Origin of the sequence: Niastella populi, from assembly GCF_002078015.1 — a bacterium.
In the GTDB taxonomy this organism is placed as follows: Bacteria; Bacteroidota; Bacteroidia; order Chitinophagales; family Chitinophagaceae; genus Niastella; species Niastella populi.
Genome location: NZ_LWBP01000002.1, coordinates 63,743 through 88,012 on the forward strand (window position 1 = coordinate 63,743; position 24,270 = coordinate 88,012).

The following is a 24,270-nucleotide window of genomic DNA, read 5'->3' on the forward strand; positions in this document are numbered from 1 at the left end:
TTTACGGCTTTCTGCCTTTCAACATTTATCAGTCAGGCATTTAATCAACCCGCTGATCGTTCGGATACCCACTTACCTTACCCTCACCATTCACCTAATTCAACACACTGTTATCTTTTACGATCTCTATGCCTTCCTGAGTTCTGATAGCATTGAAGCCACCCAATACATTACGCAGGTTGTGAATACCCTGGCGTTTCATCAGCGAAGCTGCTATAACGCTTCGGTAACCGCTGCCGCAGTAGAGGTACAGGTTCTGATGCTCTTCGATATTGGCCATGGAACCGGGATCGGTAAGGTCGTTCAACGGAATGTTCACCGCGCCGCGCACATGGCCATCGCCAAACTCCGCTTCGCGCCGCACATCTACCGCTATCAGGTGATCGTCATAAGGCAGGTCCATCGCCAGTTCATCTACTTCAACGTCGATGATCAGGTCGATCTCTTCCCCGGCCTTTTGCCAGGCTGCTACCCCACCTTCGAGGTAACCATGTATTTGAGAAAATCCAACCCGCGCCAGGCGCACAATACTTTCTTTTTCCTGGCCTTCTTCGGTTACCAGTATAATAGGTTGATCGAACGGTAATAAACTACCGGCCCATTCGGCAAAACGCCCTTCGAGACCGATACTTATTGAACCCGGAACAAATTGTTTTGTAAAATCGCCGGCCTTACGGGTATCGAGGATGATGGTATTTTCATCTTCCATCCATTTTTTGAATTCGGCCACGTTTAACGGTCTTAATGCTGTTTCCATTATTTTTTCAAGGCTGTCGTAGCCTTCTTTATTGATCCTTGCATTGATAGGAAAATAGGAAGGAGCCGCCGGCAGATCGGTTGTAACCGCCTTTATGAACGCTTCCTTCGTTTGAGGCTGAAGGGCATAGTTGTTGGCCTTTTCTTCGCCTATGGTGCTTGAGGTGCCGGGTCCCAGGTTCTTACCGCAATTACTGCCGGGGCCGTGAGCCGGGTATACGATCACCTCATCGGGCAACGATGCTATTTTGTTATTCAACGAATCGTAGAGCATTGAAGCCAGTTCTTCCTTGCTCATTTCACCGCTGCTAAGGTCGGGGCGGCCAACTTCCCCAACAAAAAGGGTATCGCCTGTAAATATCGCATGGGGCTTACCGGTTTCATCGCGAAGCAGGTAACAGGTACTTTCAACCGTATGGCCGGGTGTATGTATTACCTCAATAGAAGCCTTTCCCAGCGGGAACGTTTCACGATCCTTTGCCAGGTGAATGGGAAATTGGGTTTCGGTATCGGGTCCGTAAACGATGGGAGCGCCGGTAGCTTTTTGCAGATCGAGATGGCCGCTTACGAAGTCGGCGTGAAAATGGGTTTCGAAGATGTATTTGATCGCAGCATTCCGTTCCCGGGCTAACTGTACATATTCATCAACGTCCCTGAGCGGGTCAACAATAGCCGCAACACCATCACTTTCAATGTAATAGGCGGCTTCGCTCAAGCAGCCGGTATACAATTGCTTTATAAACATGTAGTTCTATTTTAGGCAAAAGTACACCATAACAAGTTAACCCGTAGCCATAATGACTACAGGTTAACTGTTTACAAAATTTGTCGTCTCCGTCTTATCAGATGTTTAGGTCGTCCACGCATTTCATGATGTGAGCAACACGCGAACTGTTAACGGAATAGTAAATAAATTTACCATCACGGTCAGTTTTAACGATGCCTGCTCTACGTAAAATGGCGAGGTGTTGGGATGCAACGGATTGTTCTAACCGCAGACGAACATATATTTCCGTCACGGTAAGACGCTTGTTCTCATCGATCAGTTTGACGATCTGTTGACGCAGCTTGTGGTTCAAGGCACGAAGTATCATCGCAGCCTTTTTCAGGTTCAGGAAGTCAACTTTTACCGATTCACCATCCCCACCATCTGCATTTAAGACCATGGAGTAATTGGTTGTTACGTTCATGTGCACATCAGAGCTTTTAAGATATTTAATAGGATAACGCTAAAAATCAAATTTACAAGAAAATTGATATGCTAGGGATGAAAGGAGGATAAAAGTTTCATTTGGTCATTTTTTGATATAAGTGTAAAATTCTTTTAGATAAACGGGTTCAGCATACGCCAAGTTGGCAAAATTCTGGCGTAAATGCAAGCTGGACGCCAGTTTAGCAAGGCTTTTAGCAATATTTATTTTTTCCTCTATAAATAGAACGTTAGGATACCTGCTTACATTTTTCCACTTCAAACTGCCATTTCCGAAGCATATGAGCGATCGGTTATTTAACGCTTCTTTAAAAGATAATTCGTCAAGTATCATCGCTTTAGGGGCAATGATCTCCTGCAGGTTCTCATCGTATACCGCAGTGAAAACTTCCATCCGGCGCGCGTCTATCATTGGGCAAAAACACAGCGGGGCTTGCATATGCGAAGCTTTAAATAACCACTGTTCTATGGCTGCGCCTGCCATTACCTGTAATGTACTAATTGTTATGAGTGGTATTTGTAAGGCAAAACATAAACCTTTTGCCGTTGCCATGCCCACACGTAAGCCTGTGTAGGAGCCTGGTCCGGCCGTTACGGCTACAGCCTGCAGTTGCTCCATGGTATAACCTTCTTTCTGTACTAACGTGTTGATAGCCATCTGTATCCATGCTGCATGGTCTTTCTGTGCATTGTTCTCTAACGTAGCAATTACACGCCCGTCTTTTGATAAACTTACTATGGCCTCATCGGTAGCGGTATCTATACTTAAAATCATTTCTCTTGTTCTTATGTACTTTGTTTTTGTTCCGGATCTTAACGAAGATTTCGTGAATCGGCAAATGCGCTTACTTCTAAACCACTAACTAAACACTGAACTCCGCATTTCTTTATTTACTTCTTCTATATAACCTGCAATAAAATACAGCCAGTCAATACTTTTCAGGTGTTTAACCTTATAATACCGGCCTTTTCAAAACGCCCTTGTCAACACGTTAACTTCAACCAGTCAACTCGTCAACTAGTAAACCCGTTAACTTATTAACAAACCACCAGCTTCCTGTATAAGCAACGGCGCGGGTGTATAACGTTTATCTTCATTACTTAATTCAGTGAGCAGTTCATATATATGCGTCAGCCCTATTTTTGCGCTCCACTCGAATGGACCGTAAGGATAGCCGGTACCCAGTTTCATTGCTATATCGATTTCTTCACGGGTGCTTACCTGCGCACCTAATGTGTAATAGGCTTCGTTTATGATAGTAGCCAATACTCTTGCTGTGATCATGCCCGCAATATCAGGCACCACTACATAATTCCATTGCAGGCGGTTGAATATATCCTTCATACCAGTTTCGTCAACAGCAGCCGGCAACGCCACTTCCATCACTGTTCGTTGTAACATACCGGGCCATGCATTGATGCGGATAAAGCCGGCCCCTATCCTTTCAGTTGTTACACTAACGGCATTTACCATAACCGGCTTGGGCAATAATTTTTTCAGGTGTTGTGTTCTTTCCACATCCGGTTCAAACAACAGATCTATATACACATCGGCTTCGGTAATTGTCAATGCCCGTACTGAGTCTACCCAAACAAACGATATATCGTCGGGTTGTTTCCTTGCAAGCAGGTCATGTTTTAATACATCATCGGCTAAAATGGCCACTGTCATGGGTTTCCTGAATTTACCCGCAAAGAAAACAATTAGTTCCCAGTTCCCGGTTTTTAGTTCATAGTTCCTGCATGTTGGGGATCCCAAAGTAAAAGCAGCAGCCTTCGACTTCTTTAAGCTAATTGGCGTATTGGTAAATTATCACATTGACCTCCCTTACCTTTGATGCATGCAAAAAAACATCATCACAACCACCCAGGCGCCTGCTCCCATAGGTCCTTACAGCCAGGCTGTACAGGCCGGTAACATGTTATTCATTTCAGGCCAGGTACCCATTAACCCGGCTACCGGCACTGTTGAAGCCAAAGATGTGGCCGGTGAAACCGAACAGGTGATGAAGAACCTGAACGCGGTGTTAACTGAAGCAGGCTACGATTTCAGCCATGTTGTTAAAACCACTATTTTCCTGAGCGATATGTCGCTTTTCAATGCTGTAAATGAAGTGTATGGCAAGTACTTCACCGGTAATTTCCCCGCCCGGGAAACCGTTGCCGTGAAAGGACTGCCCAGAAATGTGAACGTTGAAATAAGTATGATAGCAGCGAAATAAACGCTTAACGTAAAACGCTGGTCCCGCATAACCCGAACGGCCTGATGATCGGCAGGCATGCTACGCAGGGACCGCCAGATAAAAAAAATCCGGGAGGCGCCTTCACTGAGGCTCCTCCCGGAATCAATTTACAGGTCATTTTCAATATATATCCGGCCGGCTCATAAGCTTGCCAACCTGTGCACCTGCCGGTACCTTCCTTGTCAACCTGTTAACAAGTCAACCTGTTAGCTAGTCAACTTTTCCACACCCCCCAACACCCCCAGCTCCTTACCGATCTTTGCAAATGCGGCAATAGCCTTATCGAGGTGTTTTTGATCATGCGCTGCACTCAGCTGCACACGTATGCGGGCCTGCCCCTTGGCCACTACAGGATAAAAGAAGCCGATTACATAAATACCTTCATCGAGCAGGCGGGCGGCAAAATTCTGGGCTATAACGGCGTCATACAGCATGATAGGCACTATAGGATGATCGCCCGGTTTAATATCGAAGCCGGCTTCCGTCATTTTGCTGCGGAAATATTTGGTATTGTATTCAAGTTTATCGCGCAATTCGGTGGTTTCGCTCAGCAGGTCGAGCACGGCAATGGATGCCCCAACGATGCCGGGAGCCAGCGTATTGGAGAACAGATAGGGCCGTGAACGCTGGCGCAGCATTTCTATAACCTCTTTACGTCCGCTGGTAAAACCACCCGAAGCCCCACCCAGCGCCTTGCCGAGGGTACCGGTAATGATGTCGATCTTACCCATTACCCCCCTGTACTCATGCGTACCGCGGCCTGTTTTACCCAAAAAGCCGCTTGAATGGCTTTCATCGATCATGATGGCCGCATCATATTTCTCAGCCAGCGCAACTATAGCGTCGAGCTGGGCAATGGTGCCATCCATGCTGAAGGAGCCGTCGGTAACAATGATGCGGTTACGGGCCGGTTGCGCTTCTTTCAGCTTCTCTTCGAGGTCGGCCATATTGTTATGCTTATAACGGAAGCGTTGCGCTTTACAAAGGCGAACGCCATCGATAATGGAAGCATGGTTCAATTCATCGGAAATAATGGCGTCCTGTTCATTATACAAAGGCTCAAACACGCCCCCATTGGCGTCAAAAGCAGCCACGTAAAGAATAGTGTCTTCAGTACCCAAAAAGGCGGATATCTTTTCTTCCAGTTCTTTATGAATATCCTGTGTACCGCATATGAAACGTACACTGCTCATACCATAACCCCGCAGATCAACGTATTTTTTAGCAGCATCCACTACCTGGGGATGTGACGACAGACCAAGGTAATTATTGGCGCAAAAGTTTAGCACCGTTTTGCCATTCACCGTAATTTCAGCGCCCTGCGGCGACTCAATAATGCGTTCTGTTTTGTATAAACCGGCAGCTTTTATCTCATCCAGCTCAACGGCCAGACGTTTTACTAATTTTTCGTTCATGGAGCATGTAGTTTTTGTAATGCCACAAATGTAATAATAGTCAATGTGATAATTCGATAATGAGATAATCCGATAATGGAATACATGCGAAACGGCAACCGACGGGCGGGCGCAACCCGGTAACCGGAGAAAGCAGCCGGTCCTGTTTCCAGTCAATTTTCATCCGGTGTTTTTCCACCTCCATCCATGTTATTTTTCCCGCCGGCCTGTTCCCTGTTCTAACAGCAAGCACCTAACTAATTCATAAAGCATTAGTTATTTTCACATTTGATAAATGGCAAATACCACTTTGTGGTAATTCTAACTTTTTATTATAAAAACTGTAACAAAATCCCAATAACTTCGTCTTATAATACAAAATGACTCATTATGTGGAAGAAAACCTTTATCCGTTCAACCCTCATATTAGCAGTGGCTTTGGCAGGTATATTCGTTTTTGCCACAACGCATACTTCAAAAAAACGGATAAGCCGGGAGTGTTCCCAGTCGGATAAAGAATGCAGCAACAGAAAAACACAAAGCAGCAGCGATTTCCTCATCTGGGAGTCGTTAAGCCGCGCGTTTGCATCGAATGCCCAATTCTAACTTTATGACAATCAACATATCATTATAAAAGACTCCGCTAAATGGGGTCTTTTTTATTTTTTTTAAATTTTTGTAACTATCCGTTATCCCCGAACGTATCACTACAAACAGCACTACAGCAGCTTCTGCTTATGACCGAAAAAGAATACAATCAATGCGTTACTGAGTATGCCGACAACGTGTACCGGTTCATCCTTAAAAATCTTCGTCATGAAGAGGATGCCCGGGATGTTGTTCAGGGGGCGTTTGAAAAAATGTGGCGGAACAGAGCGGATGTAGATAACGCCAAATGTAAAAGCTACCTGTTTACGGTGGCTTATAACCAAATGATAGATCACCTGCGAAAAGTGAAGCGGGTTCAGCTGCGCCCGGCATTCCAGGAAGAAACACAGGTGTACGACAAACCCGTATACAACACCCGGAAAATTCTGGAGGACGCATTGAGCCGGTTAAACGAAACAAGCCGTGCACTGGTATTGCTGAAAGATTATGAGGGCTATTCGTATGAAGAGATCGGACAAATTACCGGGCTCAATGAAAGCCAGGTAAAAGTGTATTTGCATAGGGCCCGTATTCAATTAAAAAACTATCTGGTAAAACCTGAAAATGTCATTTAACTATTACTATATAAGAACCGACGACTTTCCGGCCCACACAGGCGGAGGACAGGGACTGGTTATCACCCGCGATAACTACGAGGCGTATTTTGTAATGTACGTTGATGACGAACTGAACGGCGCCCAGCGTAAAGCGGTTGAACAGTTCATAGCAGCAAACCCCGATCTCGAGGAAGAAATGGTGATGCTGCAGCAATCGGTTTTACGCCCCAACGACCACATCGTGTTCGAACCAAAGGAAATCCTCTTCAAAGGCACCGCAGCACGATCACCAATAAACGATCAGAACTGCGAAGAATACTTTGTATTATACGGCGATGACGAATTAACGAATGCGGAAAAAGAAAGTGTGGAACAATTCGTATATCATCATCCGCAATACCAGGCTGAATTTGAATTGATACAACAGGTGAAATTAATGCCTGACAACAGCCTCAGTTTCCCCGGCAAAACAAACCTGTACCGCACCGAAGAAGATGATAACAGGGTAATAGCATTCCCCTGGTGGCGCCTGTCGGCTGCAGCCATTGCATTACTTGTAATTGGCAGCCTTGCCCTGTACATGGCCAATAATATAAAAACCGGCCAACCGGAATTTGCCGGTAATACAAATTCACCGGGATCTGTAACCGGTAATACAAAAGAACCGCAGGTGGCAACGCCCGGTTACGTAGATGCGGAACCGGTAACTACCGGCAAGGGTATTGACAATATTGCAACGCCTGCCCTGGCCAAAACAACTACCACCAGCGAACAACCGGCTGAAAATATAGTAGTAAGCAACAGCAAAAAAAATATTGTAGAAAACAGTAACAAACAGGAACCCTCATACGTACAACAGGTAAGCATGCCAACACCGGTGCAGCATTCTGAAAAGAACGATATCGCTTTTCAACCCAAACTGATTGAAGTGACTGTTGACAATACACATGAAGAACCCGCTGTTAAAACCAGTATTATAAAACAAACGATCGCTGAACCTTTGGCTGTTCATACAGTAGCAGTAAAAACCGAAGATGAACCTGATCTGTCATCACACTACGTTTTGAATGCTCCAATAAACAAAACACCATTGCGGGGCTTTTTCCGCAAAGTATCACGGGTAGTTGACAAGGTTACCAACCCTGAAGAAAATGGGAAAAAAGGTATCCGCATAGCCAACCTCGAGATAGCCTTAAATTAATACCATAAAAAAGTTAAAATAAGAAACATGAAACAGGCAATTACACTCCTGGCAGGGATCACTATGTTCATAACCGGCCTGGCCCAAACCGATTCAACCAAAAGTGAATCCGATACCATTAAAGTAGGCGGCATGATCCTTTCTACAAAAACCGATAAAAGCGAAAAAAGCACCGAAGTAGAGGTTAAGGTTGAAGTTCACAAACGCAAAAAAAATTCCCGCGTAACCACCAACTGGTGGATCGTTGACCTTGGTTTCAATAATTATACCGACAACACAAACTATCCGGTAAACGACTTCGCTCACGGTTTGGGTAAAGACCAGTTTAAACTCCGCAACGGCAAATCGGTGAACGTAAACATCTGGGCGTTCATGCAAAAACTGAATGTCATCAAAGGCGTGGTTAACCTGAAATATGGCATCGGGCTCGAACTAAACAACTACAGGTACAAGGAGCCGATAAAATACAACACCAGTCCTACCAGTGTAGCGCTCGACAATACCAGGAATTATTCAAAGAATAAACTGGCGGCCGATTATTTAACAGTTCCCATGATGTTGAATTTCAATTTTACACCGCATAAAAAAAGGGGATTTGGTTTTAGTGCGGGCGTTAGCGCGGGTTACCTGTATGCAAGCCGCCAAAAAACGATCACCAATACCGATGGCAAACAAAAGAATCGTGATGATTTTGACCTGCGCCCCTGGAAGCTATCGTATATAGGTGAGTTAAACCTGGGATGGGTTAAATTATACGGATCGCTTGCCTCGCAAAGCATGTTTGAAAAAGGCCTCGATCAAACACCGTACAACTTCGGGTTCCGCCTGGGATATTGATAAAGATTGAGTAACATAGCCATGAATGTGAACCGGTGTTGAAAAATGCCGGTTTATTTTTTTATAAAAAATGCCTGTTTCAACCACTGATTTTCAATTTCAATAAACTTTGGCATTTCTGTTGATAAAAAAAACTGTTAAAGGCCATTCGCAAAAAAATAAGTGGGGACATCTTTGCGTTTTGTTTTGTGAACATCCCGGTTTTTCCACAATTGGGATAACCAAAACAAATTTTTTTATTTTTAAACCCATTAATCATTTGCTTGGTCTTTACGCTTAAAACCAGGTTTACTTATGAAATCAAAGTGGTTCTTTGCTGTTGTAATTATTATTACGGTTTCAGGATTGGCGGCTTTTAAAACCATTGAAAAAAGGGTTATTAAAAAGGACGTACTGCGATCGAAGCCTGCAGGGGATGTGTATCTCGTTGTAGATAAGTCGGATTATGAGTTGCAGGTATTTGATGCAGAAGGCTGGTACGCCACGTATCCGGTAGTATTTGGCAACAAAGACCTTTCTGATAAAATGAGAGAAGGGGATCGCCGCACGCCTGAAGGCACATTCAGGATCATTTCCAGAAAACCTCACCAAAAATGGCACAAGATGCTTATGCTCGACTATCCTAACCAGGAAAGTTGGAGCAAATTCAAAGAACGCAAAGCCAAAGGCATCATTCCGCAAGGCGCCAAAATAGGCGGTGGCATTGCCATTCACGGCACATGGCCTAATGACGACCTTGTGGTTGACGATTTTACCAACTGGACCAATGGCTGTGTTGCACTGAAAAACGAAGACCTCGACGAACTGGATCAAATTGTAACCGTAGGAACAAAGGTTACCATTAAAAGATAAAAGTGGTGACTGGTGAACAGCCAGCGAACGTTGGAACCAACGATCGGGCGCAGCACCGCGCATCGCTTTTTATTTGCTGCTGCAGTTCGTAAACCTACTACATCATGGCGTTTTTTCCTCAAACAATCTGCTGGTTTTTACTTATAACACAATAGTGTTATTACCAGCTTGCCTTATAATTTCCATACAGCCGCAACTTTCCAGGGCTTTTTATTGTCATGTTGATATTAATAACAGGCATTGACCAACCTGTTTGCTATTTGAACCGTATATTGCATGAACAACTATCCCGCCTTGCGGGATCACGAACACGTGAGACAAAACAATCCATAAAGGACATTGGCTCCTAGAAAACGGTCAATGTTTCCGTCTCTATGAAGACCCCACAATCTCCAGCCAGTGGGGTTTTCTTTTTCCACAGCAACACATACCGCACTACTTAAAAGGCATACTGCCCAGCACCGCACCATGGAGCACAACTAAAACATATCTTAAAGAAAAAGTCCCGCTACGGATGAGCCGTGACAGGACTTTTTACTATGAATCTTCTGTGAATCACAATCTTCCGTTTTTGATCTCTTCCACAACAGCAGGATCGAGCAGCGTACTTGTATCACCTAATTTATCAACCTCCCCTTCGGCGATCTTACGCAGGATCCGGCGCATAATTTTACCGCTTCTTGTTTTTGGAAGGCCGCTTACAAACTGTATCTTATCGGGTTTGGCAATGGCGCCAATGATCCGTGATACTGTTTTGGTGATATCCTGGCGGGCCAGCGTGTCGTCGCCATGCGTTCCCTGGTATATTACGAAAGCGTAGATGCCCTGCCCTTTAATATCGTGCGGATAACCTACCACAGCGCTTTCCACAACACCCGCATGCATATTGATGGCATTCTCCACTTCGGCAGTTCCAATACGGTGGCCGCTTACATTCAACACATCATCAACCCGGCCGGTTATACGATAATTGCCATCCTCGTCGCGTAAACAACCATCACCGGTAAAATATAAATTCTCGTAAGTAGCGAAATAGTTCAGGCGGCAGCGCTCATGATCGCCATAGGTAGTGCGCAGCATTCCCGGCCAGGGGAATTTGATACAAAGATTACCGCTAACCGAATTGCCTGTAACTTCTTTTCCATTTTCATCTACCAGTATCGGCTGTACGCCGGGCAGCGGTAATGTGGCATGGGCCGGTTTGGCAGGTGTTACGCCGGCGAGGTTCGAAATAAGGATGCCACCGGTTTCCGTTTGCCACCAGGTATCTACAATGGGGCATTTCTTTTTACCGATATGCTCGTCGTACCAGTGCCATGCCTCTTCATTGATAGGCTCACCCACGGTTCCCAATACTTTCAGCGAATCGAGGCTATGCCCTTTCAACGGATCGAGGCCAAAACCCATCAACGACCTGATGGCCGTTGGCGCAGTATACAATACATTCACATTGAATTTGTCAACGATATCCCAGAACCTGCCGGCATTGGGCCAGGTAGGAATACCTTCAAACATCAGCGAAGTGGCGCCGGCGCTTAACGGACCATACACGATATAACTGTGACCGGTTATCCAGCCGATATCAGCCGTGCAAAAATGCACATCGCCGGGCTGGTACTGGAACACGTTCACAAAACTATAATTGGTATACACCATATATCCGCCGCAGGTATGAACAACCCCTTTGGGTTTACCGGTTGAACCGGAAGTGTATAATATGAACAGCATATCTTCCGCATCCATTTCTTCAGCCGCGCATTCGGGGCTGCCCTGTGTTTCAACGATCCTGATCTCATCTTCCCACCAAACATCGCGGCCCTTGATCATCGAAACAGGTGTACGGGTACGGGTCAATACGATCACGCGTTTCACGAACGGGCATTGTACCAGCGCATCGTCAATTACACCTTTAAGCGGAATTTCCTTATTGCCGCGGAAGGCGCCATCGCAGGTAACAACAAATTCGGCCTTCGCATCCTGCAGGCGATCGGCAATGCTTTGTGCGCTAAATCCGCCAAAAATGACGGAGTGAATAGCGCCGATGCGTGCACAGGCAAGTACCGCAACCGCCAGTTCGGGCACCATGCCCATATATATACAAACCCGGTCGCCTTTTTTAACGCCGTTGTTCTTTAACACGTTTGCAAATTGCATCACCTTGGTATGCAGATCGCGGTAGGTCAGTATGCGGTGGTGCTCTTCAGGATCATTTGATTCCCATATAATGGCAGGAGTGTTGCCTAAGGTGTCGAGGTGACGGTCGAGACAGTTTTCTGTAATATTCAGTTTGCCGCCGGCAAACCATTTTATAGTGGGCTGTTTGAAATCCCACTCCAGCACTTTATCCCATTTTTTACGCCAGTAGAAACCGGAAGCTACTTCACCCCAAAATCCTTCGGGATCGTTAACGCTCTTTTCATACGCGGCCTTGTATTGGTCTGCTGTTTTTACCTGATAAGGATATGACATAACAATCTGGTTTAACCCCTTTAAAAATTTAGGGCGTTAAAATACGAAGAAAAAGGAACAAGCTTCAAGAAAAAAGGCACAGGAAACAAGGTCTGACATTTTCATCGCTGCTCTTATTCACATATACAGGGGCTAAGTGCGTACAAACTGTAATCATGTAATTGAAAATTATTTTTATGGCTGCCTCCTGCGCAATCGATTGATGATTTATTATTGAGGCCTAGCATATTCACGCGCACACATAGCACTTTGTACCTCGTATCCTGCGCCTGCGCCTTGCCTGTGAACTATAAGCTGAGAACTATGAACAATGAACTATGAATTGTGAACTATGAACTGTGAACTATGAACTGTGAATTGTGAACCTTACACTTGTTAGTTAATTGTATAACATGTATTCCTTTATTCTGAATCTTACTGCTTCGCTCTTGTATGTTCAAACCTGTTCCTTATATTTATAGCTTAAACAGGTGAAAAACCGCTTCCCATATGACGCAAGTTTCAGCATCCAAAACTATCTGGCAGGTGATTGCTGCCTCTTCAGTAGGGACCTTGATCGAATGGTACGACTTTTACATTTTCGGTAGTCTGGCAACTGTGATTGCCGATCAGTTCTTCCCCAAAGAAAATCCAACGGCCGCTCTCTTATCAACACTGGCAACATTTGCAGCCGGTTTTATCGTGCGGCCCTTTGGTGCATTGGTATTTGGCCGTTTAGGCGACCTTATTGGCAGGAAATATACTTTTTTGCTGACGCTGATCCTTATGGGCGGTTCTACCTTCGCCATTGGCCTGGTACCCGGGTACGCTACTATCGGTTTTGCAGCCCCCTTGCTTGTACTGTTGCTTCGTCTTGTACAGGGTCTTGCGTTGGGTGGTGAATATGGCGGCGCTGCAACATATGTAGCCGAACATGCGCCCGTGAACCGGCGCGGGTATTACACCAGCTGGATCCAGACAACCGCTACCCTCGGCCTTTTCTTTTCGCTGGGTGTAATATTAATAACCCGCCACTTTCTTGCGCCCGATCTCGAAACGTCCATCAAACGCTTTAACGACTGGGGATGGCGCATACCCTTCTGGGTTTCCATCTTACTGGTAGGCGTATCTATATACATTCGATTGCGAATGAACGAATCGCCTTTGTTCGCCCAGCTCAAATCGGAGGGCAAAGTTTCAAAAAACCCGTTGAAAGAAAGCTTTGGCCATAAAGCCAATCTTAAAATGGTTTTACTAGCCCTGTTTGGCGCCACCATGGGACAAGGCGTTGTTTGGTATACCGGCCAGTTTTATGCGCAGTCTTTTCTCGAAAACGTTTGCCGTATAAATTTCGATCAGTCGCGAACGATCCTTATCTGGGGTATCCTGTTCGCCACGCCGTTCTTTGTGGTGTTTGGCGGCTGGAGCGATAAGATCGGCCGTAAATGGATCATGTTGATAGGTATGCTGGTGGCGATATGCAGTTATCAGTTTATTTTTAAACAAATGCTCACTTTAACGCAGCCAACAGGGAAAACAGAATTAACTGACCACCGGAAGTTTATCGGCGAAAAAACAGAACTGATACCCAAACAAAAGACAACCACCGATTCGGTTCATAAAAGCATTTGGGAAGTTCATTACAGCGATGGCGCTGTTTTTCATGAAGTGAAAGTTGATTCGCTATTTAAAGACCCGGCCCGGGCCGCCGTTACAAAACAATTCACGTATTACGACGAAAAAAAGGTAGATACCTGGACCTACCGTAAACTTATAGGATGGGTGTTTGTATTAATACTGTATGTGACCATGGTGTACGGGCCTATTGCTGCCTTTTTGGTGGAACTGTTCCCCACCCGCATCAGGTACACGAGCATGTCTCTGCCCTACCATATCGGGAATGGCGTGTTCGGCGGCTTAACGCCATTCATTGCAACCCTTTTAACAACTATCCATTTATCGGATAAGTTGTCGGGTTTATGGTATACCATCATTATCGGCGCCGTGTGTTTTATAATAGGCGCTATTTATATCTCGAACCGTATCGATCCCGACGTTAACGATTAAATAATATTTAAAGCGAACCAAATGAATCAGGTAAAAAAATGGCTGGGAATTGTATGGATACTGCTTGGCCCATTCGCTATACTCTATCTTATTAAAACAGCCGCCGGTGAAATTGGTAAAAGTCCCGATACCAATACCATTATCCAGTGGGCGGTATTCGTAATAATTTTCTTACCCATTGCCATTGGCATGGTAATTTTTGGGTATTATTCGTTAAAGGGTGAATATGACCACTTACCCGTCAATTCGAAAGAAATATAAGGGAATAATTTCAGGCGCAACTTTTTCACGGGCCTGAACGACTTAGCCTGTTACAGGCTGAAAAATGAACCCGATAACCACGCAATAATATAATATACATTATTGCCTGTCAATTACCCTTATTGCACAGTTTTTGTGGACTAAACTGACAATTGTTAACAAAATTTAACGTTTGTCCCCTTAGAAATGAAAAGCTATTTTTGCATCGTTAACAAAAGGCATGAATAAAGAGATACAAAAAGAATATACGGTGTCCGTTGCGAAGAGGATCGTGGCTGGTGCCATGATACTTTTGCTGGTATGGATAACCAGTATAAATTTTTTGTATTTGTCGAAAGATGCCGGCACGGTACTAATTTCGTGCATCGACGCCGATTGTGATGAGGAAACGGGGGTTGACTGCAACGGCGGCAACCCGGCCGGCCCCGATGAAAAATCGCCCGATGCGCCTGTCTCTATCTCTGAAGAATTCCTGCACATTTATCACAGTCCTGTAAATCCAGACTGGATCAATATGTTCTTTCAGCATAAAGTTCATGAAGCTGAAAAACTTTGCATTTTTCATCCGGAATCCTTTTCCCCCCCTCCGGAAATTTAACCATATCATTATTTTTCCCATTGCAGTTAATGTTCTTTAAGTTCATCCCCGCCGTACGGGGAACGATTTTGCTTGTTGATATGACTTGTACATCTGGCTAAATAGCATTTGTTTCCAGATGCAGACCTTGTATTCAACCTGGTATCTTATTGTCAAACCGGGCAAGCCATGTGCTTCTCATAAAACATTTTATATGGTTAAAAAAGTAAAACAATCCGCAAGCGCCTTGCGAAATGATTTACCGTCTTCTGTAGTAGTATTTCTCGTTGCGCTTCCCCTGTGTTTGGGTATTGCCCTGGCATCTGGCGCTCCCTTATTCTCAGGTATCATCGCCGGTATGGTAGGTGGTATCGTTATCGGTGCTTTGAGCGGTTCGCAGTTAAGCGTTAGCGGACCTGCAGCCGGTTTAACAGCCATTGTGATAGTGGCCATCGGTAAACTACAGGTATTTGAAGCCTTCCTGTTAGCCGTTGTGCTGGGTGGCGTATTTCAAATTGTACTGGGTATCATAAAAGCCGGTATCCTCGGCGACTATATCCCTTCCAGCGTTATCAAAGGCATGCTGGCCGCCATAGGTCTCATACTGATCCTGAAACAATTCCCCCATCTGGTTGGTTATGACGCCAATCCTCCCGGTGACGAAAGTTTTAACCAGGCCGATGGCGACAACACTTTCAGCGGAGTTTACGACGCTTTACGCCATCTTCTTCCCGGAGCGCTTATCATTGGCCTTGTTTCCCTGGCCATCATGGTGGTTTGGGAAAAAATCATTGCCCCCAAAGCCAGGATCCTGCAACTGATTCCCGCCCCATTACTCGTAGTATTGGTTGCGGTAATAATAAATGAAACATTTAAAACATCTGCAGCGGGGTTTGCCATCAAAGAATCGCACCTGGTGAAAATACCGGTAGCTACGTCTCTGGAAGGGTTCCTTTCATTCTTCACCCGCCCCGACTTCAGCTATATCACGAATCCGGTAGTATGGACCACCGCTTTAACTATTGCCATAGTGGCCAGCCTTGAAACCTTACTGAACATTGAAGCAGCCGACGACCTCGACCCTTATCAACGGGTAACGCCAACCAACCGCGAGTTGATGGCCCAGGGTGCCGGTAACATGGTATCGGGTTTAATTGGTGGCCTTCCTATAACGTCTGTGGTTGTACGAACCTCAGCCAATATCAACTCGGGCGCCAAAACCAAGATGTCGGCCATTTTCCATGGTGTGCTTTTATTGCTTTCTGTGGCATTCATACCTAAATTACTTAACCTTATACCCTTATCGGCACTGGCAGCTATCCTGATATTTACAGGTTATAAACTGGCCAAACCGTCTTTATTCGTGAGTTTCTATAAGAAAGGCTGGGATGTATTTCTGCCCTTCGCCCTTACCATAGTGGCCATTTTGCTTACCGACCTGTTAAAGGGTATTCTGATCGGCTGTGTTGTTGGCATGTTCTTCGTCATTCGCAGTAACTTCAGATCTGCCGTTCTGGTGGTAAGCGATGCCAACAGATATTTGTTCCGTTTGCGTAAAGACGTATCGTTCCTGAACAAACCAATTATCAAGAACAGGCTTGAAAAGGTTCCGGAAAATTCATCCGTGCTTATCGATGCAACCCGGGCCGATTTTATTGATAAGGATATTATTGAAGTAATTGAAGATTTCCTGAAACACGCTCCATTGAAGGGAATAACGGTGGAACTGAAAAAAAGCAATCATAAAGACCAGGGCTTTTCAAGCAATGGGTCTAATGTTAAAGTACACGCTAAACCGTTTGTAGAGGAAGAACCGGTAGCAGTGTAACCTTTACCATTCATCAATGGCCATCGCTTTTTAGCTAAACCATTCGATCGATAACCAGAGGTTGATTAATTTTATAAGATCAAAAGGACAGAACATGGAAACATACGAAAAATTATTGCTGGAAAATAAAGCCTGGGCGTCGGAGAAAGTTAGTGAAGATCCGGAATATTTTAACCGGCTGGCTCATTTACAAACACCTGAGTTTTTATGGATCGGTTGCAGCGACAGCCGGGTACCGGCCAATGAAATAACGGGTACACAACCAGGCGAAATATTCGTACATCGCAATATTGCCAACATGGTAGTAAACACCGATGTGAATTTGCTGAGCGTACTCGATTATGCAGTAAATCACCTCAAAGTTAAACACGTGATCGTTTGCGGCCATTATGGTTGTGGCGGAGTAAAAGCGGCAGCCACTCAAAGCGACTTCCAACCCGTTTTGAATATGTGGTTACGTAATATCAAAGACGTATACCGCCTCCACCGCGAAGAGCTGAACAAGATAAAAGATGAAGAACAGCGCACCGACCGACTGGTTGAGCTGAACGTACGTGAACAGGTGAACAACCTTGCTAAAACTTCCATCATTCAACGGGCATGGAAACAAAATAACGCCCCCGACTTACATGGATGGGTATATGGCCTGAAAGACGGGCTTATAAAACCCGTATTTGAAATGAAAGCCGGTACGCATATCGATCCGGTATATGAATACGATAACCTATAGGTTGTGCACACCATTTTAATAAGATATCGGCTAACGAGCCTGGGCCCCTGGTCCGGGCTCGTTACTTACACAGATACACGAACATCCTGAATCACCGGTTTCTTTACCCAGCCCAGCATTACCATTATTACAAAAATCATGATCGCCGTTAAAACCGCCGGCATAAACCCCCAAAGGGGCACTGCAGCAGCCGTATAGATCATCAATATGATATGAAACGGATTTCGCGAACTGTACACTTCTTTGATCTCTCCCCGTTTCACCATTCCATTTGCCACATATAAGAGTACTCCGCCAATACAGGCCATAGGCACCTGCTCGAGATAAGTGGCTAGAAAAGCAGCCATCAGTAATTTGAATGTAAATTTCGCAATACCCGATAACGGCGAAACGGCCCCTGCTTTTATATTAACCGCCGTTCTTGCCAAAGCCCCGGTATGCGGAAAACCGTTGAACAAAGGCGTTATAATATTTACGATACCCTGGCCCCATAATTCTTTATTGGGATTGTAAGGGGTGCCGGTATTGTTTGCCAGCCTGTCGGCCATCCGGGAACATAATAAACTTTCAATGGCAGCTACAATAAATATCGCCAGCACGTAATATACGATGTCGTATACTACAGGAACGGTTAAGGCCGGCAATTGCGGCGTTGTGAATACCGCAAAATTGGTTGGTATGGCGCCGTATTTATCTTCGATAAGAATAAGCCCGTTGTTTTTCAACAAAGTGGAACTTACAAGCCAGCCAAACCCCAGTGCTATAAGCGGGGCCGGAATAAATGCCGACAACTTTATTAAGGTTTTACAAAGCGCAAACGTAATCAGCGCAAGGGCAAACGCATACCAGTTGGCATCGGGTAAATATTTTACGGTACGTTCTATCTGCCGCAAAAGGCCATATCCTATTTTTTCTTTAAACCCGAATATTTCTCCCAGTTGAGAAAAAGCGATCACAATCGAAATACCGATGGTAAAGCCAACCACAATTGAATGCGGCACCAGCGTCACTATGCGGCCAAACTTAACAACCCCACAGATCATAAGCAGCCCGCCAGCCAATATTGAAACCAGCACAAGAAAACTATGATCATAGGTTGCCATCAGTCCGCCTATAACCGGAATAAAAGCAGCCGTTGGGCCATATACCTGATATTTTGAACCACCGAACAGGGCTCCCAGCAAACCCGCCACGGCTCCTCCAACGATGCCCTGTTCGGGCCTTAAACCCGAAGCCATGGCAAATCCCATAGCCAGCGGAATTGCCACCATGGCAACTATTAAACCCGCGGTAAGGTCCTTGATGATATTGAGCTTTTTGTTTCCTTTCAACAGGTCTTCGTAACGTCCGTCGATCGGATTCATAAAAAAAGCGATACGGCTAAGTTTACTCTCAGACCCGGTATGCGTGCTTTTCATAACAAAGTGTGTTATATTTCAGAAACTGCAAACGATTCTTATAATGACAGCGAACCAATACTAACGGAACCATAAACGACATAATACAGGTATAGTGCAGGGTTATACATATCGGTATTAAACACGCAGCGGTATATTTTTAGAAAAAAGCAATTATTCCCGCTTTTCATTCCGGCACAATACAAAAGATGATCCGTTTTTATCATGCTTCGGGAGGCTGGTCTATAAGCGCGCAATGACCTTTGAGACAAAGGCCCGACCTATGAAAGGATTGTTTTTGTTCAGCGATGGAAATTAACAGGCCTGAATAATCGAAGTAATAGAAGTGTTTATCGAATTTGCATTTTTTATTGTCTTTTTCCTGCTTGTTCTCTTCTTCAGATTCTGCTTCTTCGCAGAATAAAACGGTTTCCATTTCAGCTACGTTGAATAACTGGTTCAGGTTACTGTATTCAGCAAAGAGCAGTATAGCGGCTATGATCACAAAAAATCGCATTTCAGCATCTTTACCCAATAAGGATGAAGATTAATTAATCACGCTCTTTTAAATATAACCAGGAAACCCGGATTATAAACCCATTGTTGAAACTACAGCCTGAATTTAGTTCAACTGCTTATACATATTACAAACGACCGTTAACCCGTTTTAAATCGACACCTTACCCAAATTAGCAATTTGACAATTAGCCAATTAGCTACTGGTGCATTATATTTGTGCCTGGCCGATGGCCGGGTGCAGCTGCACTTTTGCGTTTTTGCGCTCACATCGGCATAATTTGCACATTTACATATGTCAATTGAAGTAAACAACCTTACCAAACTATATGGTGAGCAAAAAGCGATCGACAATATCTCCTTTACCATAACTAAAGGGGAGATCGTTGGCTTTTTAGGTCCTAACGGCGCCGGTAAATCCACCACTATGAAGATCATCACCGGTTATCTGCAACCGGATGAAGGGGAAGCCATAGTATCGGGCATTCCGGTAAAAAAGCAACCCCTGCAGGCCAAGGCCTCTATCGGGTACCTGCCCGAAGCCAACCCGCTTTATTACGATCAGTATGTTCGCGAATACCTCGATTTTATCGCCGATGTGCACCATGTGGCGCCCAGGTCGAAAAAAGACCGTATTGAAGCGGTGATACAAACAGTTGGCCTGAGCCTTGAAAGCAAAAAAAAAGTTGGCCAGCTATCAAAAGGCTATAAACAGCGTGTGGGTCTTGCAGCAGCCCTTATTCACGACCCCGAAGTGTTGATCCTCGATGAACCCACCACCGGTTTAGATCCCAACCAGATCATCGAGATCAGGGAAGTGATAAAAACCCTTGGACAAAACAAAACCGTTCTCTTTTCTTCTCACATATTACAGGAAGTGGAAGCCATTTGCGACCGCGTTATCATTATCAACCGCGGCAAACTGGTAGCCAATGATAAATTAAGTAATCTGCGCCAGCAGGTAAATAACAACAACCTGTTGAAGGTTACGTTTAAAGAACAGCTGGAAGCCGCCTGGCTCGAAAGATTGAACAGCGTTCAATCGGTAAACAAGCTCGGCACTTATGAATGGGAACTGGTATGCCGCGATGCCAGTGACGCCAAAAGGCAATTGCTTGAACTGGCCCTTCAGCATAACCTCAATATTGTTTCCCTGCAATCTGGTGGACAAAGCCTTGAAGATGTGTTTAGAAGTTTAACCAATACAGCAACCGCATAGAGCAGCTTTCTTCTTCTTCGCTAAAAATAAGGCCGGAGAAAGAAGATTGTACTGCAAACTTTGTTTCTTTGCACCTCGGTAAACAGCCTGGATCGCTAAAAGCAAACAGGCTATTGACAGCGTTCAACCCAATGCAGAACTTAAGGCCCTTTGGGAAGAAACGGAAGATCTTGAAGCGTGGACCAAAGTACTGGAAGATCTCAATACCAGCATCAGTTAGTAACCAATACATATAAAAGACAAACAATTAAACTAATACCAATCATGAGTTACATTGCAGACATTCATGCCCGCCAGATTTTAGACAGTCGCGGCAATCCCACTGTTGAAGTAGATGTAGTTACTGACAACGGATTTTTGGGAAGAGCTGCCGTTCCGAGCGGCGCTTCAACCGGTAAACACGAAGCAGTTGAACTGCGCGACGGCGACAAGAAAACCTTTATGGGTAAAGGCGTGTTGCAGGCAGTAAAAAATGTAAATGAAATTATTGCCGACCAGTTGATTGGTATTGAAGTAGTACAACAAGCACACATCGACGACCTCCTGATCAAGATCGATGGAACTGAAAATAAAGCCAAACTGGGCGCCAACGCTACATTAGCCGTTTCTATGGCCGTTGCCAAAGCTGCAGCAGAAGAAAGCAACCTGCCTTTGTACCGTTATCTCGGCGGGGTAAACGCTACCGTTCTGCCAATGCCCCTGATGAACATCCTCAACGGCGGTGCACACGCTGATAACAAAATTGATTTCCAGGAATTTATGATCGTTCCTATCGGCGCTCCCTCATTCAGCGAAGGCTTGCGTTGGGGCGTGGAGATCTTCCACAACCTGAAAACCATTCTTAAAAAGAAAGGTTACAGCACCAATGTAGGTGACGAAGGCGGCTATGCTCCTGATATTCAAAGCAATGAAGAAGCAATTGAAACCGTATTGCAGGCCATTGAAGCTGCAGGGTACAAAGCCGGCACCCAAATAGGCATTGCAATGGACGCTGCCAGCACCGAAATGTTCGACGAAGAAAAGAAAACCTACAAATTCTATAAAAGCTCAGGCAAAACCATCAGCAGCGATGAAATGGTGGCTTATTGGGCCGACTGGGTTAAAAAATACCCCATAGTTTCAATTGAAGACGGTATGGCCGAAGACGATTGGGAAGGTTGGAAAAACCACACTACCTCAATCGGCAGCAAATGCCAGCTGGTAGGTGACGACCTGTATGTAACCAATGTAAAACGCCTGCAGGAAGGTATCGATAAAGGTATTGCCAACAGTATCCTTATTAAAGTGAACCAGATCGGTACTGTAACTGAGACCATCAATGCAGTGCAACTGGCGCAAACCAATGGTTATACTTCTATCATGAGCCATCGTAGCGGTGAAACAGAAGATACAACCATCGCCGACCTGGCTGTGGCCCTGAACTGCGGTCAGATCAAAACCGGTTCTGCCAGCCGTACCGACCGTATGGCAAAATACAACCAGCTTCTCCGTATCGAAGAAATGCTGGGTGAGAACGCCATTTATCCCAAAGGAAGAATTAAATTTGGTAAATAACGAATAGTTGCAAGTTACAGGTTACAAGTTTCAGGGAATCATGTTTTAACAGCCCTGCAACCTGTAACCTGCAACCTGTAACATTGAAATCTGACTAGCATTTGAAGATCTTCAAGAACATACCATCCTGGCTTAAAAACAAGTATTTCCTTACCCTGCTGGTATTTTCAGTATGGTTGTTATTCTTCGACGACCGCGATATTATTACCACTCACTTCAAACATCGCAACGAACTCAGGCAGTTAGAGCATAGCCGCGACTATTACCTGCAGCAGATAGATACCACCAGAAAAGAGCTGGACGACCTGAAACAGAACCCCGAAATGCTTGAAAAATACGCCCGGGAAAAATACTGGATGAAGAAGGATAACGAAGATTTGTTCATATTACCTGAATAAGTTGTTTGGGGCCTCCTATTGCATCATTCAACGCCTTTTTTTATCTTTCCACCGAAATAGCCCTCTCCCATCCAATTTCCGCACAATAAGAGAAACCTAATATCGTTTTATAACTCGGACGGACTCCGAAATTGACTCTTTCGGAATTTTATAAGGACATAAATGGTTTGCCTATGACTATTCTCTTTACACCGGAGGACCTTTTACGCTATTTGTACAAAGAAACCTCACCGGCAATGAATGCCGCAATTGAAGCTGCATTGGAGGAAGACTGGACGCTTCGCGAAAAATTAGAGGTATTGAAAGCATCTGCACGCAACCTGGACAAGATCGTAGAATCACCCAGAACAGAAGTTATTATGAACATCTTGCAATATGCCCGTGAATCGGCCATTGCAACTGCTTAAAGCTTCAGGCAGAAACCGTAGCCTGCAATAATTTAACAATCATTGGGCTACATTAATCCACTCCCTTAATTTCGCAGTCATTCTACGTAAAAGAATGACCAGAAAACAACGATTCCAGTACGTTATTGATTATTTTCTGCATCACGCACCCGATGCAGAAACAGAGCTGCTGTACGATAATCCCTACCAGTTACTGGTTGCGGTAATCTTATCGGCACAATGTACCGATAAGCGGGTAAACATGACTACGCCGGCTATTTTTGAAAAATACCCGGACGCGGACAGTTTGTCAAAAGCCACTTTTGATGAACTGTTCCCGTTTATAAGAAGTATCTCTTACCCCAATAACAAAACAAAACACCTGATCGGAATGGCCAAAATGCTGCAGGAGCAGTTCAATGGCGAAGTTCCGCTTACGGTTGAAGAGCTTGTTCAATTGCCCGGCGTAGGCCGTAAAACGGCCAATGTAATTACCTCGGTGGTCGACCAGCAGCCCAATATGGCCGTTGACACCCATGTTTTCCGCGTATCGGCCCGAATTGGCCTCACCCTCAACGCCAAAACGCCCCTCGCTACCGAAAAACAGCTTATTCAGCACATTCCCAAAGAATTGATCCATATTGCCCACCACTGGCTTATTTTACATGGCCGGTATGTTTGCGTGGCCCGCAATCCCAAATGCGAAAAATGCGGTATTACGGCCGTTTGCAAATATTATCAGAAGAACGTGGCGGTTAAAAAGTAAACTCCAAAACGGAAGGCTGAAAACCTGAAAGCCCATTACTGTTAATACCGTACAGGTATATTACCCTTTAAAATTTCTGTTAGCGGAGCGCAGGCAATGTCAGATCGCACTTCATTTCTGTTTGCGCAGCTACCGCGCTAACAGATTTCCGTCATTTGTTGTTAGCGCAGATGCATTTTCTGTCAGCGCGGACATCGCGCTGACAGATTTCGACCATTTTCTGTCAGCGAGGACATCGCGCTAACAGATTTCGACCATTTTCTGTCAGCGCAGACATCGCGCTAACAGATTTCGACCATTTTCTGTCAGCGCGGACATCGCGCTAACAGATTTAAGCCATTTTCTGTCAGCGCAAGTATCGCGCTGACAGATTTCGACCGTTTTCTATCTGCAATGACACATTTTCCGTCTGCATTGATCCCGCG

General features: G+C 45.0%; 24 protein-coding genes. 16 read left to right on the forward strand and 8 right to left on the reverse strand.

The annotated features are described in order from the left end of the window. Nucleotides 1–94: 94 nt before the first annotated feature. From A4R26_RS02640 to A4R26_RS02655, 4 genes are all read right to left on the reverse strand, one after another. Nucleotides 95–1,501 carry an MBL fold metallo-hydrolase gene (locus A4R26_RS02640; RefSeq protein WP_081159717.1) on the reverse strand — a complete coding sequence of 469 codons (1,407 nt, stop codon included), beginning with the start codon at nt 1,499–1,501 and terminating at the stop codon, nt 95–97. Between the two features lie 97 nt (nt 1,502–1,598). Then, nucleotides 1,599–1,946 carry an ArsR/SmtB family transcription factor gene (locus tag A4R26_RS02645; protein ID WP_014222809.1) on the reverse strand — a complete coding sequence of 116 codons (348 nt, stop codon included), beginning with the start codon at nt 1,944–1,946 and terminating at the stop codon, nt 1,599–1,601. Between the two features lie 105 nt (nt 1,947–2,051). Next, on the reverse strand, nt 2,052–2,741 hold the full coding sequence (tsaB, locus tag A4R26_RS02650) for a tRNA (adenosine(37)-N6)-threonylcarbamoyltransferase complex dimerization subunit type 1 TsaB (RefSeq protein WP_081159722.1): 690 nt from the start codon (nt 2,739–2,741) through the stop codon (nt 2,052–2,054). 255 nt (nt 2,742–2,996) lie between these two features. Then, on the reverse strand, nt 2,997–3,638 hold the full coding sequence (locus A4R26_RS02655) for a 3-hydroxyacyl-CoA dehydrogenase family protein (protein WP_081159726.1): 642 nt from the start codon (nt 3,636–3,638) through the stop codon (nt 2,997–2,999). A gap of 169 nt (nt 3,639–3,807) precedes the next feature. On the opposite strand from A4R26_RS02655, the gene A4R26_RS02660 reads away from it, so the two are divergent. After that, on the forward strand, nt 3,808–4,188 hold the full coding sequence (locus A4R26_RS02660) for a RidA family protein (protein WP_081159730.1): 381 nt from the start codon (nt 3,808–3,810) through the stop codon (nt 4,186–4,188). Between the two features lie 227 nt (nt 4,189–4,415). Here A4R26_RS02660 and kbl read toward each other — a convergent pair whose 3' ends face one another. Next, the gene (kbl, locus tag A4R26_RS02665) at nt 4,416–5,624 is read right to left on the reverse strand and encodes a glycine C-acetyltransferase (protein WP_081159735.1); all 1,209 of its coding nucleotides are present in this window, start codon (nt 5,622–5,624) and stop codon (nt 4,416–4,418) included. Nucleotides 5,625–5,993: 369 nt separating this feature from the next. Here kbl and A4R26_RS02670 point away from each other — a divergent pair, with 369 nt between their 5' ends. From A4R26_RS02670 to A4R26_RS02695, 5 genes are all read left to right on the forward strand, one after another. Then, on the forward strand, nt 5,994–6,209 hold the full coding sequence (locus tag A4R26_RS02670; RefSeq protein ID WP_081159740.1) for a hypothetical protein: 216 nt from the start codon (nt 5,994–5,996) through the stop codon (nt 6,207–6,209). 131 nt (nt 6,210–6,340) lie between these two features. After that, the gene (locus A4R26_RS02675) at nt 6,341–6,826 is read left to right on the forward strand and encodes an RNA polymerase sigma factor (RefSeq protein WP_081159744.1); all 486 of its coding nucleotides are present in this window, start codon (nt 6,341–6,343) and stop codon (nt 6,824–6,826) included. Continuing rightward, a complete protein-coding gene (locus tag A4R26_RS02680; protein WP_081159749.1) occupies nt 6,816–8,009 on the forward strand; it encodes an anti-sigma factor in 1,194 nt (397 codons plus the stop codon). The genes A4R26_RS02675 and A4R26_RS02680 overlap by 11 nt, the downstream gene beginning before the upstream one ends. 27 nt (nt 8,010–8,036) lie before the next feature. Further along, nucleotides 8,037–8,846 (forward strand): outer membrane beta-barrel protein, encoded by an 810-nt coding sequence (locus A4R26_RS02685; RefSeq protein WP_081159754.1) that lies wholly within the window; start codon nt 8,037–8,039, stop codon nt 8,844–8,846. A gap of 294 nt (nt 8,847–9,140) precedes the next feature. Beyond that, on the forward strand, nt 9,141–9,698 hold the full coding sequence (locus tag A4R26_RS02695) for a L,D-transpeptidase family protein (RefSeq protein ID WP_081159763.1): 558 nt from the start codon (nt 9,141–9,143) through the stop codon (nt 9,696–9,698). 555 nt (nt 9,699–10,253) lie between these two features. Here A4R26_RS02695 and acs read toward each other — a convergent pair. Then, a complete protein-coding gene (gene acs, locus A4R26_RS02700) occupies nt 10,254–12,167 on the reverse strand; it encodes an acetate--CoA ligase (protein ID WP_081159768.1) in 1,914 nt (637 codons plus the stop codon). Between the two features lie 489 nt (nt 12,168–12,656). On the opposite strand from acs, the gene A4R26_RS02705 reads away from it, so the two are divergent. The 5 genes from A4R26_RS02705 to A4R26_RS02725 all read left to right on the forward strand — a co-directional run bounded on the left by A4R26_RS02705 (nt 12,657) and on the right by A4R26_RS02725 (nt 17,609). Further along, a complete protein-coding gene (locus tag A4R26_RS02705) occupies nt 12,657–14,213 on the forward strand; it encodes an MFS transporter (protein WP_081159771.1) in 1,557 nt (518 codons plus the stop codon). 21 nt (nt 14,214–14,234) lie between these two features. Continuing rightward, entirely contained in the window at nt 14,235–14,474 is a 240-nt protein-coding gene (locus tag A4R26_RS02710; RefSeq protein WP_081159783.1) for a DUF6814 family protein, read from the forward strand. A 220-nt stretch (nt 14,475–14,694) separates the two neighbouring features. Next, nucleotides 14,695–15,072 (forward strand): hypothetical protein, encoded by a 378-nt coding sequence (locus A4R26_RS02715; RefSeq protein WP_081159787.1) that lies wholly within the window; start codon nt 14,695–14,697, stop codon nt 15,070–15,072. A gap of 193 nt (nt 15,073–15,265) precedes the next feature. Then, the gene (locus tag A4R26_RS02720; protein WP_081159792.1) at nt 15,266–16,879 is read left to right on the forward strand and encodes a SulP family inorganic anion transporter; all 1,614 of its coding nucleotides are present in this window, start codon (nt 15,266–15,268) and stop codon (nt 16,877–16,879) included. 94 nt (nt 16,880–16,973) lie between these two features. Further along, nucleotides 16,974–17,609 (forward strand): carbonic anhydrase, encoded by a 636-nt coding sequence (locus tag A4R26_RS02725; protein ID WP_081159797.1) that lies wholly within the window; start codon nt 16,974–16,976, stop codon nt 17,607–17,609. Between the two features lie 65 nt (nt 17,610–17,674). On the opposite strand, the gene A4R26_RS02730 is transcribed toward A4R26_RS02725, so the two are convergent. Both A4R26_RS02730 and A4R26_RS02735 read right to left on the reverse strand, forming a co-directional pair. Further along, on the reverse strand, nt 17,675–19,027 hold the full coding sequence (locus A4R26_RS02730; RefSeq protein WP_081159801.1) for a SulP family inorganic anion transporter: 1,353 nt from the start codon (nt 19,025–19,027) through the stop codon (nt 17,675–17,677). Between the two features lie 202 nt (nt 19,028–19,229). Further along, nucleotides 19,230–19,523 carry a hypothetical protein gene (locus tag A4R26_RS02735; RefSeq protein ID WP_133054514.1) on the reverse strand — a complete coding sequence of 98 codons (294 nt, stop codon included), beginning with the start codon at nt 19,521–19,523 and terminating at the stop codon, nt 19,230–19,232. Between the two features lie 294 nt (nt 19,524–19,817). Here A4R26_RS02735 and gldA point away from each other — a divergent pair, with 294 nt between their 5' ends. From gldA to nth, 5 genes are all read left to right on the forward strand, one after another. After that, a complete protein-coding gene (gene gldA / locus A4R26_RS02740; protein WP_081159807.1) occupies nt 19,818–20,741 on the forward strand; it encodes a gliding motility-associated ABC transporter ATP-binding subunit GldA in 924 nt (307 codons plus the stop codon). A 264-nt stretch (nt 20,742–21,005) separates the two neighbouring features. After that, on the forward strand, nt 21,006–22,295 hold the full coding sequence (eno, locus tag A4R26_RS02745) for a phosphopyruvate hydratase (RefSeq protein WP_081159811.1): 1,290 nt from the start codon (nt 21,006–21,008) through the stop codon (nt 22,293–22,295). Nucleotides 22,296–22,396: 101 nt separating this feature from the next. Then, nucleotides 22,397–22,693 carry an FtsB family cell division protein gene (locus tag A4R26_RS02750; protein WP_081159815.1) on the forward strand — a complete coding sequence of 99 codons (297 nt, stop codon included), beginning with the start codon at nt 22,397–22,399 and terminating at the stop codon, nt 22,691–22,693. A gap of 173 nt (nt 22,694–22,866) precedes the next feature. Beyond that, complete coding sequence (locus A4R26_RS02755) at nt 22,867–23,100, forward strand: hypothetical protein (RefSeq protein ID WP_081159819.1); 234 nt, start codon at nt 22,867–22,869, stop codon at nt 23,098–23,100. 94 nt (nt 23,101–23,194) lie between these two features. Beyond that, nucleotides 23,195–23,845 carry an endonuclease III gene (gene nth / locus A4R26_RS02760; RefSeq protein WP_081159823.1) on the forward strand — a complete coding sequence of 217 codons (651 nt, stop codon included), beginning with the start codon at nt 23,195–23,197 and terminating at the stop codon, nt 23,843–23,845. Nucleotides 23,846–24,270: the final 425 nt, after the last annotated feature.